This is a genomic window from Spongiibacter sp. (genome assembly GCF_041602295.1).
GTDB lineage: Bacteria > Pseudomonadota > Gammaproteobacteria > Pseudomonadales > Spongiibacteraceae > Spongiibacter.
Genome location: NZ_JBFIGO010000024.1, coordinates 1 through 15305, shown reverse-complemented (window position 1 = coordinate 15305; position 15305 = coordinate 1). Strand labels below are relative to the sequence as shown.

16 protein-coding genes are annotated in these 15305 nt (G+C 57.7%); 2 read left to right on the top strand and 14 right to left on the bottom strand.

Annotated elements, in window-relative coordinates; all coding sequences use genetic code 11:
* The 8 genes from ABYM29_RS06390 to ABYM29_RS06355 form a co-directional block, all read right to left on the bottom strand.
* Nucleotides 1–408 (bottom strand): ExbD/TolR family protein, encoded by a 408-nt coding sequence (locus ABYM29_RS06390; RefSeq protein WP_372863589.1) that lies wholly within the window; start codon nt 406–408, stop codon nt 1–3.
* 10 nt (nt 409–418) lie between these two features.
* Entirely contained in the window at nt 419–946 is a 528-nt protein-coding gene (locus ABYM29_RS06385; protein WP_372863587.1) for a MotA/TolQ/ExbB proton channel family protein, read from the bottom strand.
* A gap of 3 nt (nt 947–949) precedes the next feature.
* The gene (locus ABYM29_RS06380) at nt 950–2338 is read right to left on the bottom strand and encodes a MotA/TolQ/ExbB proton channel family protein (protein ID WP_372863584.1); all 1389 of its coding nucleotides are present in this window, start codon (nt 2336–2338) and stop codon (nt 950–952) included.
* On the bottom strand, nt 2338–3171 hold the full coding sequence (locus tag ABYM29_RS06375; protein WP_372863581.1) for a DUF3450 domain-containing protein: 834 nt from the start codon (nt 3169–3171) through the stop codon (nt 2338–2340). Before ABYM29_RS06375 ends, ABYM29_RS06380 begins: the two co-directional genes overlap by 1 nt.
* 298 nt (nt 3172–3469) lie before the next feature.
* Nucleotides 3470–3982: a dihydrofolate reductase gene (locus ABYM29_RS06370; protein ID WP_372863578.1), complete on the bottom strand. Its 513-nt coding sequence runs from the start codon at nt 3980–3982 to the stop codon at nt 3470–3472.
* Between the two features lie 13 nt (nt 3983–3995).
* Nucleotides 3996–4835: a thymidylate synthase gene (locus ABYM29_RS06365; protein ID WP_372863577.1), complete on the bottom strand. Its 840-nt coding sequence runs from the start codon at nt 4833–4835 to the stop codon at nt 3996–3998.
* Between the two features lies 1 nt (nt 4836).
* Nucleotides 4837–5634 (bottom strand): prolipoprotein diacylglyceryl transferase, encoded by a 798-nt coding sequence (lgt, locus tag ABYM29_RS06360; RefSeq protein ID WP_372863575.1) that lies wholly within the window; start codon nt 5632–5634, stop codon nt 4837–4839.
* 2 nt (nt 5635–5636) lie between these two features.
* Nucleotides 5637–6431 carry a sulfite exporter TauE/SafE family protein gene (locus tag ABYM29_RS06355; protein WP_372863572.1) on the bottom strand — a complete coding sequence of 265 codons (795 nt, stop codon included), beginning with the start codon at nt 6429–6431 and terminating at the stop codon, nt 5637–5639.
* Between the two features lie 68 nt (nt 6432–6499).
* On the opposite strand from ABYM29_RS06355, the gene ABYM29_RS06350 reads away from it, so the two are divergent.
* The gene (locus ABYM29_RS06350; protein ID WP_372863570.1) at nt 6500–7216 is read left to right on the top strand and encodes an NRDE family protein; all 717 of its coding nucleotides are present in this window, start codon (nt 6500–6502) and stop codon (nt 7214–7216) included.
* Between the two features lie 14 nt (nt 7217–7230).
* Here ABYM29_RS06350 and ptsP read toward each other — a convergent pair whose 3' ends face one another.
* Both ptsP and rppH read right to left on the bottom strand, forming a co-directional pair.
* Nucleotides 7231–9492: a phosphoenolpyruvate--protein phosphotransferase gene (gene ptsP / locus ABYM29_RS06345; RefSeq protein WP_372863567.1), complete on the bottom strand. Its 2262-nt coding sequence runs from the start codon at nt 9490–9492 to the stop codon at nt 7231–7233.
* Nucleotides 9492–9998, bottom strand: coding sequence for an RNA pyrophosphohydrolase (rppH, locus tag ABYM29_RS06340; protein WP_372863564.1), 507 nt, complete (start codon nt 9996–9998; stop codon nt 9492–9494). Before rppH ends, ptsP begins: the two co-directional genes overlap by 1 nt.
* A gap of 177 nt (nt 9999–10175) precedes the next feature.
* Between rppH and ABYM29_RS06335 the strand changes: the two genes are divergently transcribed.
* Nucleotides 10176–10829 (top strand): HAD family hydrolase, encoded by a 654-nt coding sequence (locus ABYM29_RS06335; protein ID WP_372863561.1) that lies wholly within the window; start codon nt 10176–10178, stop codon nt 10827–10829.
* A 77-nt stretch (nt 10830–10906) separates the two neighbouring features.
* On the opposite strand, the gene gcvH is transcribed toward ABYM29_RS06335, so the two are convergent.
* The 4 genes from gcvH to ABYM29_RS06315 all read right to left on the bottom strand — a co-directional run.
* Entirely contained in the window at nt 10907–11293 is a 387-nt protein-coding gene (gene gcvH / locus ABYM29_RS06330) for a glycine cleavage system protein GcvH (RefSeq protein WP_372863557.1), read from the bottom strand.
* Between the two features lie 70 nt (nt 11294–11363).
* Nucleotides 11364–12992 (bottom strand): ABC transporter permease, encoded by a 1629-nt coding sequence (locus ABYM29_RS06325; protein WP_372863555.1) that lies wholly within the window; start codon nt 12990–12992, stop codon nt 11364–11366.
* A gap of 15 nt (nt 12993–13007) precedes the next feature.
* Nucleotides 13008–14033, bottom strand: a complete 1026-nt coding sequence (locus tag ABYM29_RS06320) for an extracellular solute-binding protein (RefSeq protein ID WP_372863630.1) — start codon at nt 14031–14033, stop codon at nt 13008–13010.
* 114 nt (nt 14034–14147) lie between these two features.
* Nucleotides 14148–15305 (bottom strand): FAD-dependent monooxygenase (locus tag ABYM29_RS06315; RefSeq protein WP_372863552.1); only part of this gene is annotated, 1158 nt, incomplete at its 5' end.

Here is a 15305-nt window from a genome sequence, read left to right as displayed (position 1 = left end):
TCAGCTGTCTTCAGTGGCCAATGAAACATCGTATACGCCCGCCGCGCGGCTGGCGTCGATAACCGCAGTAACCGTCTCGGTATTCGAGGCCTTATCAGCCTGAATGACCACAGCACCTTTTGGGTTCTCCGCATGCATACGCTCAACAACCGAACGCACAGCGCGCTTATCAACCCGGCGCTTATCTATCCAGATTTCATTGGTACCGGTAACAGCAATCAGAATATTGACGTTTTCTTTCTTGGTAGACGTAGAGGCTTCGGGACGATTGACCTCCACGCCGGCCTCTTTAATGAACGACGCTGTGACGATGAAGAAGATCAACATGATGAAGACCACGTCGAGCATCGGCGTCAGGTCGATCTCCGAGGAGTTTTCCTCTGCACCTGCTTTGCTATGCTTTCTCATAACTGTTCTCTTAATGATCGGTTGTCAGATGGTCTTCCAAAAGCTCGCTTTCGCGGTCGGCAATACTTTTTATATACGTATTGATAAACACGCCCGAAAGAGCGGCAACCATACCCGCCATTGTCGGAATGGTTGCTTTTGAAACACCGCCGGCCATCGATTTGGCATCGCCACCACCGGTCACCGCCATGATGTTAAAGACCTCGATCATCCCTGTGACCGTGCCCAACAGACCCAGCAGCGGACATAGCGCCACCATGGTCGATATCATTGGCAAGCTCGCGTTAATTAGCAGAGAAACCTCTGAAATTAATTTGCCGCGAACTTGTTTGGCGTTCCAGGATTTGCGCTCGCTGCGCGCCTCCCAGGTGTTGATAGCGTTATTGACGTCTTTCGACAGCCCGAACTTGTAATACCAAACCCGTTCAATAGCGAGAGTCCACATGACGAAGGTCAGGGCGGCGATGGCCCACAGCACATCGCCCCCGGCATCCATAAATCGCCGTATGATCTCGATCCATTCATTCAGTTGGTACATCGCTTAGTTCCCCGCGCGTCCTTCCGTGTGTTCGGCGATAATGCCGGTCGACTGTTCATCCAGTACATGCAGGATTTTCTTAGCGCGACCACTTACGAAGGTGTGCAACAGAACAGTCGGGATCGCAACGATCAGACCCAGTACCGTAGTTACCAGTGCTCCCGAGATACCGCCCGCCATCGCCTTCGGATCACCGGCACCAAAGATGGTGATCGCCTGGAAGGTAATAATCATACCGGTTACGGTACCCAGCAGACCCAGCAGCGGCGCAACCGCAGCAATGATCTTCAGCAGGTTCAGCGAGCGCTCCAGACGCGGCGTCTCTTTCAGAATCGCTTCCGACAGCTTCAGCTCCAGCGTTTCGGAGTCCATGCTTGGGTTCAACTCGTGAACTTTCAACACGCGGCCCAGGCTATTGTTTTCGTTAGCCGCCTTGCTCTTCAGCTGTGCGTTAACCTTCATATCTTCGATGGTCAACACAACCAGACGCCAGAAGGCAATCAGCAGAGCCAGTACACCAACAGCGGTAATGACATAGCCAACAACGCCGCCCTGGTGCCAGCGCTCAGTCAGCGTCGGGCTGTCGATCAGTGCTGCCAGGTAAGAACCACCTGTCGGACCAGTGGGGTCAACACCAAACGGCGTTACGCCCGAGGTGGTTGCAGCCAGGTCTTCTGCCCAATTCATGTAGGCGCCTTTTGGCTGGCGGGCCAGAACAGCAACCGTGCCATTTTCAGCAATGTACTGCAGGTATTCGCCATTGCTGTTAACCAGGTTGAAGGTACCGACACGCACGACTTCTTGCTGAGTTTTCTCACCCGCAGCGGTAGTCACTTCAGTTTGGAATTTCACAACGCGACCAGACTCGGTCATTTCGCGCTGCAGCTCAAACCATACGCGCTCAATCTCTTCAATGCTGGGCAACTCTTCAGCGCCAGACATTTTAGCGATCAGCTCATCAACAAACTGTTCGCGATTGGGGTATTGAACACTGATGATAGAGGTCAGGAAGTTTGAACGCAGGTCACCGGCAGTAGACGTCAGGTGGCCAAACAGCTCAGTCAGAGTACCCAGGCGCTCTTTCAGCTGACGCTGCTTCTCGGTGAGTACACTTTCGTTCTCTTCGAAGTTGCTTTCCAGCTCAGTGGAGCGTTTTTCCTCGGCAGCCAGGGTCGCCTTGGCTTGATCGAGCATCTTTTGCTGGTCATAGCGCGCGTTTTTAAAACGCTGTTCGCGAGCTTTTTGCTCGCGAGCGTCGCTTGCGCGACCCTGCTTAACCATCTGCAAAAGTTCATCCAGTGACTTGGCTTCCTGAGCCATTACCGGGCTCGAAGCAAGAGCAATAGTGCCGCCAATAGCCAGTACGGCGGCTTTCAACAGATTACGTTTCATTATTTAGCAGCCTCCGGAGCCGGAATCGGGAGTTTCATGATATCGATGGACGCTTGCTTACGAGCAATTCGCAGGCCTTTCTGGATTGCGCCGCGATAGTCGCCGGCATCCAGCTCAGTCCAAGTACCCTGGGTTTTGTCCCAGGCACCGGAAGTTTCGCCATCGGTAGTCTGATACAACAGGCCAATGCGACCAATACGGAGGAAGTTCACATCGCGCTCAGCGCCGTTAACCGTTGCTACGCCTTTGTAGCTATCGATTTTGCGACCGTATTCATTCTCGATCTTATAGGCCTCGAGAACCTGGCGGAATTTTTCAGCGATCGTGATATCCGAGCGGTCCAAATTGTTGCGCAGAAACTCGACACGCTGCTTGCGCTCTTCAATGTGGAAGGGCACATCCAGCTCAACAAACTGCTCCAGGCCATCGATCATACGCTGCAATAGCGGATCTATTTGGCGCTGGATAATCGTCGCCTCTGCCACGGCTTTTTCCAGACTAGCGATACGCCGCAACTGGCTGGCGATCTGCTTTTCCAGGCGAGCGTTGTAAACGCGCAGGCCATCAACCTGCTTCATCACTGTCTTGTAGTCCTGCAGCAAATCACCAGTTTCTGCGGCCAGTCGGTCGATACGAACCTGAGACGCCTTAGCTGATTTAGTCCGCAGCTCGCCAACTTTAACAATGGCGCTTACCGGAACGAGAGGTTTAGCGGGCTTTGCGGGCGCGACGGCGGCATCTTGTTGCTCAGCTGAATAAGCGGGCGATGCAGCCAACACACCTGCAGTCGCGGCGACCGCCAGCGCGATTGATTTCAATCGATGCATTTTCATGGGGATTGCTTTTCCTATTTGGGACGTTTAGTGAAAGCAGAGCTTATTATCTTCTAGTCAGCCGTACGGCCAGTCGCAAGACCGTGCTTTCATACAGCGGGGCTTATTTTAATCACGGCCATTCTCAAGAATCAACGAGAAAGCTAAATGTTTCGTAATATAAAAATTAGGGAAAACGCCTAAGGAATAATTGTTACCAATGCGTGGGATATGGTAACAACTTTTTGCGGGCAGGTAACAAAATTACAGAGAGCGGCGCTATCACAAGCGCGACAAAAATACACGCGGAACCCGTTCGCTAACCGCCGCTGCGCCGCAAATAGACAAAAGCGTAGCCGGGCTGCCCCGCCTCTGCGGCAAAATGTTCGCGACTGTGCTCACACCAATCGGCCGGCGCCAACCGCGGGTAGTAGGCATCTCCAGCGACCGTCAAATCCACCTCGGTGAGGTAGATGCGATCAACCTGCTCAAGACTTTGCCGGTAGAGGGTTTCTCCGCCGATAATAAATAGCTCATCGACGCCGTCGCGCACCGCCGCCGCGCGCGCGCAGTCCAGCGCCATATCCAGATCCGTACACACCTCGGCCCCCTCGGCAACAAACCCCGGCTGCCGCGACACCACAATATTGGCACGCCCAGGCAGCGGCCGACCGATGGACTCCCATGTTTTGCGGCCCATCACAATCGGCTTACCCATGGTCAGGGCCTTAAAATGCTTCAAATCCGCAGACAACCGCCAGGGCAGCTGGTTGTCCACACCAATCACCCGCTGGCGATCCATGGCAACAATATGGGCAACAGCAATGGACACAGCACTCTCCTTGTTAAATCGCTATGGGCGCTTTTATCGCCGGGTGGGGGTCGTAGCCCTCGAAGACAAAGTCTTCAAAGTCATAATCGAAGATAGACGGCGGCCTGCGCAGGATCTGTAAGCGCGGCAGGGTCCGCGGCTGGCGACGCAGCTGTTCCTCAACAATCTCATCGGTCAAATGATTTTGATACAGGTGGCAATCGCCAAAGGTATGCACAAACTCCCCGACCTGCAGATCGCACTGCTGGGCAATCATATGCGTGAGCAGGGAATAACTGGCGATATTAAACGGCACCCCCAAAAACAAGTCGGCGCTGCGCTGGTAGAGCTGACAAGACAGGCGGCCATTGGCCACATAAAACTGAAACAGGGTGTGACAGGGTGGCAGCGCGGCGCGGCCGCAGCGCACATTCTCCTGAGGGCTCACACTCTCATCGGGAAGATCGGCAGGATTCCAGGCATTGACCAATAGCCGCCGCGAATCCGGCTTACAACGGATCATCTCGACCAGCTGACTGATCTGGTCAATCGTTGAACCATCCGGGCAAGCCCAGCTGCGCCACTGCTTGCCGTAGATAGGCCCGAGGTCACCGTTTTCCAGTGCCCACTCGTCCCAAATACTCACCCCTCGCTCACGCAACCAGTTATTATCGCAACTGCCATTAAGGAACCAGATCAGCTCGTAAATGATACTGCGCAGATGCACTTTCTTGGTAGTGAGCAGCGGGAAGCCAGCCGCCAAGTCAAAGCGCAACTGGCGACCAAACACCGAGCGCGTTCCCACCCCGGTGCGATCGCCTTTATCCACACCGTTGTCGCGCACATCGCGAAGCAAATCCAAATACTGTTGCATATTATCTCCCCAGTGCCGCGGCACGGCGATAGGCGTAAATCATCATGCCGGCGCCAAGTAATACCATTGGCAACGACAGCAACTGCCCCCGCGTCAGCCAGCCGAGCGCGTCAAAACCGATATGGCGATCCGGCTCGCGAAAGAACTCTACAATAAAACGGAACAAGCCATAGCACAGCAAGAACAAGCCGCCCGGCGCCAGCGGCGGCCGCGGCTTGCGGGTGTAATAGAACACGATCGCAAACAGCAGCACACCCTCAAGGGCGAACTGATATAACTGCGAAGGGTGGCGCGGCAACTGACTGGGGTCGCGGGGAAACAACATGCCAATAGCGCTCTCGGTAGGCCGCCCCCACAACTCCTGGCCAATAAAATTGCCTATACGTCCCAAGCCCAGGCCAATGGGCGCCAGCGGCGCGATAAAATCCCACAGCGAAGACACCGACACGCCTATGCGCCGCGCATAGATCGCTATCGCCACAATCACCCCCAACAGGCCACCGTGGAAGGCCATCCCCCCCTCCCACACCCGCAACAACCACAGCGGGTCAGCCAAAAACTGGTCAAAGTTATAGAACAACACATAGCCGCAGCGGCCGCCGAGGATAACGCCCAGCGCACCGTAAAAAATTAGATCCTCCAGCTGCTCTTCACGCAGCGGGCTCCAGGGCTGGCGACAGCGCCGCTTACCCAAATACCAGGCGGCCGCAAAGCCGGCGAGGTACATCAGGCCATACCAGTGAATCGCCAACGGCCCCAGCTGCACCGCAACGGGGTCAATATCAGGATGCCTGAGCATAATTACAGCGCTCCATAAATAAAGTGACTGCCCACCGCAAACAGGAACAGCGCAAAACATTGTTTAAGTCGCCCCGCCGGCAGGCACTGGGCAAGGTTGGCACCGAGCTTAGCGCAGGGGGTGCTGCAGACAATAATGGCCAACAGTGCCGGCCAGTAGACAAAGCCACTACTCCACTGCGGCAACTCAACACGACCAAAGCCGGCATAGATATTCGTCACCGCCCCGACCACGGCAATCGGCAAGCCACAGGCCGCCGAGGTCGCGACGGCACGCTGCATGCGCACATTACACCAACTCAAAAACGGCACCGTCAGCGAGCCACCGCCAATCCCAAACAGGGCCGAAAAGAAGCCAATCACCCCGCCGGCCATCAGGGTCTGGGGCCGCGCCGGCAGGCCGCGCCCCGCAGACGGCATCAAGCCCAAGGCCATCTGCAAGGCGATCAGCAGGGCAAAAACACCGAACACCAGTTTTAAACGCTCGCCAGGTAATGTCGCCGCCAGCGCGACGCCCCCCAACACCCCGACAGCGATCCCTGGCGCCAATAGCCACCAAGTCGACCAATCAACATTCCCGTGACGGTGATGCGCACGCACCGAACTTATCGAGGTAAACACAATACTGGCCAGCGAAGTGCCCACCGCCAGCTGCACGGCCACCAGCGGAGACACCGCTTGCAGCTCGAAGCAGTAAATCAATGCCGGCACAATCACCAAGCCACCGCCGACACCAAACAAGCCTGCCGACAAACCCGCCAGAGCGCCAACGGCCAGATAAATGAGGATGACGGTCACAGCGGCTCTCCAAAATAAAGCTGCTATTATGGACAGCCCAGTTTGCAGTTACTACCACCCTCATGTGTTTGATTTTACTTTCTTGGCAACAGGACCCCGAACGCCCACTGATCGTCGCCGCCAACCGCGACGAATTTTTTGAGCGCCCCACGCTGGCCGCACACTTTTGGCCCGCGGCGCCGCACATCCTCGCCGGCCGCGACCAACAGTACGGCGGCAGCTGGCTAGGACTGAGTCGCAATGGCCGCTTTGCCGCTATTACCAACCTGCGCAACGCCACCGCCGGCGATCGCAGTCGTGGCGAACTGGTGCGAAACTTCCTGGACACTGACCGTAGCTGCGCCGAGTTCTTCAGCGCCTTGGAGGCGGACAAACAGCAGTATCGCCCCTTTAACTTTATCGCCTGCGACGGCCGCGAACTCGCCCACAGCCAAAACACCTGTGCCGGCTGGCAGACCCTAGCCCCGGGCCAGCACATCGTCGGCAATATTCCCTTTGGCACACTGAGCCAGAAAATTCACAAGGGCCTCAGCGACTTCAAAGCACTGCCCGCCGAGCGGGCCGACCACCAGCAATTACTCGCAATGATGCAGGACGACCAACCGGCAGAAGTCAGCGACGACGCCCTGCAGCAAGCGCTGTCCTGCCGGTTTGTACGCAGCCCGACATACGGCACCCGCTCCAGTAGCGTGGTATTTTTGCATCGCCATGGCGGCGCGGAGTTATGGGAGCAAAGCTATGACAGCAAGCAGCGGCAGGGGGCGCTGCAGCACTTTCAACTATAGAAAAACCAAGACTTTTAGGTACCGGGCGGCAGTAGCTTTTCCATACCCAATTCAGCCAGCGCCCGGCGCAGCAGCGCACGCACCTCATCGGCAGTATCGGCATCCATCGCCAACGTTAACAAACTTTGCAAATCATTGAGTCGCGATGCCCGCACTACCGCCTTCACTCTCAACAAGCTGTTGTCATTCATCGACAACATGTCGTAACCCATGGCCATCAACAGCAACACGGCCCCCGGGTCGCCCGCCAGCTCACCGCAAATACCCACCGGCTTGCCTTCGGCATGGGCCGATTCAACCACGCTTAGCAAGCTGCCCAACACGGCCGGGTGATACGCGTGGTAAAGGTCTGCAACACGCGTGTTGTTGCGGTCTACCGCCAACAGGTACTGTGTAAGATCGTTGGAGCCCACTGACAAAAAATCGACCCGACGCGCCAAACGTCGCGCCTGATAGACCGCCGCCGGCACTTCCACCATCACCCCGATGGGCGGCAAGCTGATCTCCCAGCCATCCTCCAGTAACTCGTCATAGGCGCGTCGGATTAACAACAGCGCCTCATCGACCTCCTGCACGTTACTGATCATCGGCAGCATAATACGCAAGTTATCCAGCCCGGCACTGGCCTTTAGCATGGCCCGCACCTGCACCAGGAAAATTTCCGGGTGATCCAGCGTCACGCGTATTCCCCGCCAGCCGAGAAAGGGGTTTTCCTCTTCGATAGGGAAATACGGCAGCGCCTTATCTCCGCCGATATCCAAGGTCCGCATCGTCACCGGCAGCGGCGCAAAAGCCAGCAATTGCTCGCGATAAATCACCCGCTGCTCTTCCTCACTGGGGAAGCGCTCGCGCAGCAAAAAAGGAATCTCCGTACGGTAGAGGCCCACACCTTCAGCGCCGCGATCCAGCGAGCGCGCCACATCGGCCATCAAGCCCGTATTGACCCACAGCGGCATCCGGTGACCGTCGCGAGTCTCGCTGGGCAGGTCGCGCAGCGCCTCCAAGCCTTGGTTTAGAGCCTGATCCTCTTCGGACACCGCCTTGAAGTGCTCAAACACCTCAGGGGTTGGGTTGTAGTGCACACAACCGCTGTAACCATCGACAATGACACTGGCGTGCTCGATCTGGGTATAGGGTAAATCACTGGCCCCCATCACCGTGGGAATCCCCATCGCCCGCGCCAAAATCGCAACGTGCGAGTTACTGGAGCCGCGCACCGACACCATACCCACCAGCCGCTCACGCGGCACCTCACCCAGCATTGACGCCGTCAGCTCCTCACCAACCAGAATAGTATCGGGTGGGTAATCCCGGCTGCGCTCTTTGTCGGCCTGCAGATAGCCCAGAACTCGGCGCCCCAAGTCCTTGATGTCGGTAGCGCGGTCTTTGAAATAGGCGTCATCCATCATTTCAAAGGTATTGATATGACTGCTTACCACCTGCGCCAGAGCACCCTGTGCCCACTCGCCATCGTGAATCTTCTCGGTTATTTCTGACAGCCAAACACCATCGTCGAGAATGCGCAGATAGACATCAAAAAGCGCCAACTCTTCAGGGGACAACTGGTCGGTCAATTTATCGCTCAATTCGCGGATATCGTTGCGCACCGCTTCCAGAGCAAGCTCAAAGGCCGCCAACTCCTGCTCGGGGTCTTCACTGCGGCGCTTGGGCACCGAGTGTAATTCGGCACTGGGCACGATCACCACTGCGCGGCCAATCGCCACCCCCGGCGCACCGGCAATCCCCTTAAACAGCGCCGAGGCCGTCACTGAGTCCTGGGCCGTAGAAATAGAACCGGTGGCCCGCGCATGGGCAATAACCCCTGCCAACTGCGCAGACATCGTCACCAAAAAGGCCTCTTCCTCTTCATCGAAGCGACGGCTGTCCTTCTGCTGAACAACCAACACCCCCAACACTTCGCGCTGATGAATAATCGGCGCACCGAGGAAAGAGTGATACTGCTCTTCGCCAATACCCGGCAGTAAAAGGAAGTTAGGGTGTTTTTCGGCATGATCGAGGTTCAGCGGCTCCTCGCGGCGCGCCACCTGACCCACCAAACCCTCATCGGCACCGAGGCTGACCTTGCCAACGAGCTCGGGATTCAGTCCCTGGTTAGCCATAAAGATTAAGCGGCCACTCTCAGGGTTGCGCAAGTACACGGTGCACACTTCCGTGCCCATGACTTCGGCCACCCGCTCGACAATAATCTCCAGCGCCGCCTGTAGGTCACCGGCGGCATTAACGGCCTGAACAATCCCCCGCAGCGCTGCCAACATCAGTTTGAAACACTCCCCTGTGTATCGCGCAACAAACGCACATGACGCCCCGCCAATTCCTTCATCGCGCGCCGGTAGACCTCTCGCTTAAACGCGACCACCTGACCCAGCGGATACCAATAACTTACCCACTGCCAGTAATCAAATTCGGGCTTGCGCCCGCAGTTGAAGCGAATATCCGCCTCGTCGCCGACCATTTTTAACAAAAACCATTTCTGTTTCTGGCCGATACACAGCGGCTTATTATCCCTGCGAATCAAGCGCTTGGGCAGGCGGTAACGCAACCATCCGCGGGTGCAGGCCAGAATTTCCACATCCTGTTCGCGCAGCCCAACTTCCTCATAGAGTTCGCGGTACAAAGCTTGCTCCGGCGTTTCCCCATCGTTAATTCCTCCCTGGGGAAACTGCCAGGCACTCTGACCGACTCGGCGCGCCCACAGCACCTGGCCGTGGTCATTGGCAATCACGATGCCAACATTGGGACGAAATCCATCCGAATCAATCACATGCTCACCTGTTTAACTCTTTTTTCTATTGTTCCACAAATTCCCTGGGCAGGGAATTCAGCCCCGGCACCAGTGCAAAAACTCTCCTCAGGCGCTATGCTTGCCCCCAATTTTATTGCCGCACAGCTCTCGGCCCTCAGCCCCCAGGGCCTTCAGCCACTCCCCCAGGAGACACCGATGACACTGGCCATTTTCGACCTCGACAACACGCTAATTGCAGGCGACAGCGACCACGCCTGGGGGGAATTCCTGGTCGCCCGACAGTTGGTCGATGGCGACGAACACCGCCGCCGCAACGACGAGTTCTACCAACAATACCAGCAGGGCGGACTAGATATCGATGCTTATTTGCGCTTTGCCCTGGCACCGATCGCCGGCAAAAGCCCCGCCGAACTGGCGCCGCTGCACGCCGACTTCATGGCCAGCTATATCGCCCCCATGCGGCTGAGCAAAGCTGAGGCCCTTGTAGAAAAACACCGCGCGCAGGGGCACACACTGATGATCATCACCGCAACGAACCGCTTCGTTACCGAGCCCATCGCCCGCGCCATGGGCATTAATATTATGTTGGCCAGCGAAGCACAGCTGCGCGATGGCCGCTACACCGGTGCCAGTGAAGACATTCCCTGCTTCCAAGGCGGAAAGGTACTGCGCTTGCAGCGCTGGCTGCGCGAAAATGGCGAAACGCTGCAGGGCAGCTATTTTTACAGCGACTCGCACAATGACTTGCCCCTGCTGCGCGAAGTCGACCACCCGGTGGCCGTCGACCCCGACCCCCAGCTGCGCGACGCCGCCGAGCGCGCCGGCTGGCCAGTAATCAGCCTGCGCTAAGCCGATACAAAAACGGCGGCCGCACTGCACCTCATAGAGTTACAGCACGGCCGCCGTCAGGCTGGCCTTAAAGGAACTCAGCCCTCACACTGGGCGTCGTAGTCCTCAGCGCTCAACAAGTTTTCCAGCTCGCTGACATCGCTGGGCTGCAAACGGAAAAACCAGCCATCACTATAGGGATATTCATTAACCGTCTCGGGGCTTTCATCGAGCGCCTCATTTACGGCAATCACCTCACCGGAGACCGGCGCGTAAATGTCTGAAGCCGCTTTCACCGACTCAACCACTGCAGCTTCCTCACCGGCAGCGTATTCAGCGCCCACCTCCGGCAGCTCAACAAACACCACATCGCCAAGCGAGTCCTGGGCGTGATGGGTAATGCCCACCGTAACGGTACCGTCTTCTTCTAAGCGGGCCCACTCGTGGCTGCTGGCATACTTCAGTTCGCTGGGGGTGTTGCTCATAGAGCGCTCCTGACTGGCAAGGGATGAATTGCAACGCATTTTACCGCCGCCGCCACTAAATACAAAGGCCTCAGCGACCGCGACTGGCGCGAATACTCAATACCACCGGCAATAAACCCGCCAACACCAGTGTCAACGCCGGCAAAGCGGCGAGCTGCCACTGCCCCTCGGCCGTCATTTCAAAGATACGCACCGCCAAGGTGTCCCAACCGAAGGGACGCAGCAATAAGGTCGCCGGCATTTCTTTCATTACATCGACAAACACCAATACCAGCGCCGTCAACACCCCCGGGCGCAACATCGGCAAATACACTTCGCGCAATACTCGCCAATTGCCGGCACCCAGGGTACGCGCAACCTCGGGCAAACTCGGCCTGACCCGCTCCAGCGCAGATTCCAGCGGACCACTGGCAACCGCTAAAAACCGTATCCAGTACGCCGCCAGCAAGGTCAGTACCGAGCCCATCAACAACGGCTGCGGCACCAATCCCAAGGCCTTTTGCAGGGGCGCCAGCAACTGCTGATCCAACCAGCTAAACGACAACATGATCCCCACCGCCAGCACCGAACCCGGCAGCGCATAGCCGAGCTGCGCCGAGGCGAACACACCACCCAGTCGGCCACGGCTGAAACGCCGACAGAAGGCCAACAGCAGCGCCAAGCCCACCGTCAAGCCCGCGGCGATCGCCGCCAGCCACAGGGAATGCATCAACAAATCAACGAAGCGCGCATTGAGCTGCTCGCTGCCCGCGGCAATCGCCCAGCTGACCAACTGCAACATCGGCAGCACAAAGGCCAACGCCAGCACCAAGGCACAATAGCTGCTTACGCCGACCGCCGACCAGCGCGACAGACGATAGCGCTGCAAATGCTGCAGCTTCGCCCCCTGCACAAAGCGACTGCGACCGCGAGAGCGGCGCTCGGCAAACAAGGTCAGGGCAACAAACAACAGCAGCAATGACGCCAATTGAGCCGCCGCCTGCAAACTAAAAAAACCAAACCAGGATTTATAAATCGCCGTCGTAAACGTGTCGTAGTTAAACACCGCAACGGCGCCAAAGTCGGCCAGGGTTTCCATCAGCGCCAGGCCGACCCCAGCGGCAATCGCCGGCCTAGCCATCGGCAGCGCCACGCGAAAAAAACTCTGCCGACTACTGCAGCCCAATACTCGTGCAACCTCCAGCGTTTCACTGCTCTGCGACAAAAAAGCACTGCGCGCCAACATGTAGACGTAGGGATAAAGCACCAGCGAAAACACCACAATCACACTGGCATCACTGCGCACATCAACGCCCCAGGTCGGCCCCAGCACACTGCGCAAAAAGCCCTGCAGCGGACCGCCAAAATCAAAGACGCCCAACACCACAAATGCCATAACGTAGGCGGGAACAGCCAGCGGCAGCATCAGCAACCATTCAAAAGCCGCGCGCCCCGGAAATTCGACCATCACCGTGCACCAGGCCAAGCTGACGCCCAGCAACGACACCAACACACCCACGCCCAACATTAGGGTCAATGTGTTGGCGATCAGTCGCGGCAGCTGGGTGCTGGCGAGGTGCTGCCAAATATCCAGCTGCGGGCTCAGCCAGCTAGCGAGCAATACCAGCACCGGCGCCAATACCGCAAGCACCAGCAGCAAGCCAGCCGCGCGCAGTCCGAGCAGCGGCGCCGGCAGCCAGCGGCGCCGAGGCGCAGACATCAGGGTATCCGCCACCTAGCGGTATCCCGCCCGATCCATCATACGGATGGCCTCTGCCTGCAAACGACCCGCTTCAACCACGGGCAATTGATCCGCTTTAAACGGCCCCCAGTGCTTGAGTAGTGTCGAGGGAGGGGTATCCGGGTTCACCGGAAATTCCTGGTTGAGCTGGGCAAAGGCCTGCTGGGCATCGGCCTCAGACAACCATTCCAGCAACTGCCTAGCCAGCGCCGGCTGCTTGCTGGCCGCCGTCACACCGGCACCGGAAATATTCACATGCACACCGCGATTCAAGGGCTCATCACCCTGCTGATTCGCCCAAAACAGCGCCACCGGCAATGCCGGATTATCGGCCTTCATCCGCGCCAAATAGTAAGTGTTTACGATACCGACATCGCACTGGCCAGCGGCAATGGCCTCTATCACTTTGTTGTCACTGGAAAACGGCGGCACCGCAAGATTATCGACCCAGCCCCGCAACACCTGCTCCGTGCGCTCCGCGCCATTGGCACTGATCATGGTGGCGACCAGCGACTGGTTATAGACTTTTTTGGCCGTGCGCAAACACAGGCGGCCAGACCAGCTGGCATCCGCCAGCTGCTCATAACTGCTCAGTTCCGCTGGCGCGACGCGCTCCGTGGAATACACAATACTGCGCGCCCGTATCGACAAACCGACCCAACGCGACTGCGGGTCGCGCAGCGAAACAGGAATATTCTTTTCCAACAGCGGCGACCCCTGCTCGGCCAACAAGCCCAATTCCGCCGCCTGCCACAGGTTGCCAACATCGACAGTAACCAAAACATCCGCCGGCGAATTCTGCCCTTCCGCGCGCAGCCGCGCCAATAATGGCCCAGCAGAATCGGTCACGTAGCGAATCTGCACACCGGTATCAGCGCTAAACTGGTCAAAAATAGGCTTAATTAGCTGTTCGATGCGCGAGCTGTACACCACCAGCTGGGGCCCAGCGGGTGTTTCATTGCGCCCGCAGGCGGCCAGGGAAAACAGCAGGCTTATTATCAGCAGCGGGCGAAGCATCATCACGGGAATACCTTGGGAGAAACAGCGGCAAAATAGGCAACAATGATAATTATTATCATTTCTACACTCAAGCACTGTTTTGGCAGGGCTCCGCCACCACCGCCGCAAGCGGCGTCACCGGCGAGACAAGCCCATCGCCCTGGCGATGATTTGCCGCTTCAGTGGCGCCGCGCGGTCCAGCCAGTTCATCCCGGCGTTGCGCAATAGGCGCAGTGGCAGAGCACGGCTCTCAAACAAATTTTGAAAGCCCTCCATCGCCGCCATCATCGCTAGATTTTCGCCCTTGCGGCGGCGCTGATAGCGCGACAACAGCAGCTCGTCGGACAGCGACAAACCTCGCGACAACGCCCACTGACACTCGTCAGCCAACACTGCCGCATCGGCAAAGCCAAGGTTAATGCCCTGACCCGCCAGGGGATGAATGGTGTGCGCAGCGTCGCCCAGCAGGGCGATACCCTGTTGGTAATAACGCAGGGCATGCCGCTGGCGCAGTGGAAACTTCACTCGCCGACTGGATGCCACAATACGCCCCAGGCGGTGCTCAAAATGACGAGCCAACGCGATGTTAAACGCCTCTTCATCCATTGCCATCAAGGACTCGGCCAACTCCGGCTGGGCCGACCACACAATGGAACTAAAGTGCTGGCCACCCTCTCGATCGGGCAGCGGCAAAAAGGCCAGCGGCCCCTCTGGCAAAAATCGCTGCCAGGCTGTCGCCCGGTGCGCTTTTTCGGTTTCTACCGTGCAGACAATGGCGTGGTGGTGATAATCCCATTCGCGGGTCTGAAAGCCGCCCCAGTCGCGCAACCGAGAATTCGCGCCGTCAGCCGCCACAATCAGCGGCGCTTGCAACAGGCGGCCATCGGCCAGCTGCAACTGTCCCAGCTCCCCCACTCGCTGCCACTCAGCCACTGGCGAATTAAACAGCAAGCGTACCCGGCTACCCCTTAAACGGCTGAGCAGTGCCGCCGTAATCAAACGGTTCTCGACAATGTGGCCGAGGGCCAATTCGCCGACTTCGTCTGCAGAAAAATGTATCTCCCCGGTACCCTCGGCATCCCATACGGTCATCTCTTGGTAGGCACAGGCGCGGCGCTCAACAATATCTGACCAGACACCGAGGCGCTGTAAAAAGCTGCGCGACGCTTCCGTCAAGGCACTGACGCGGGCATCGTAATCCAGCACGGTGTCGTCAAGCGGCGGCCATCCCGCGCGCTCGGGCTGGGCATCAAGCAAGGCGATGTTCAGCGGCTGTTCCGCCATGGCCAAGGC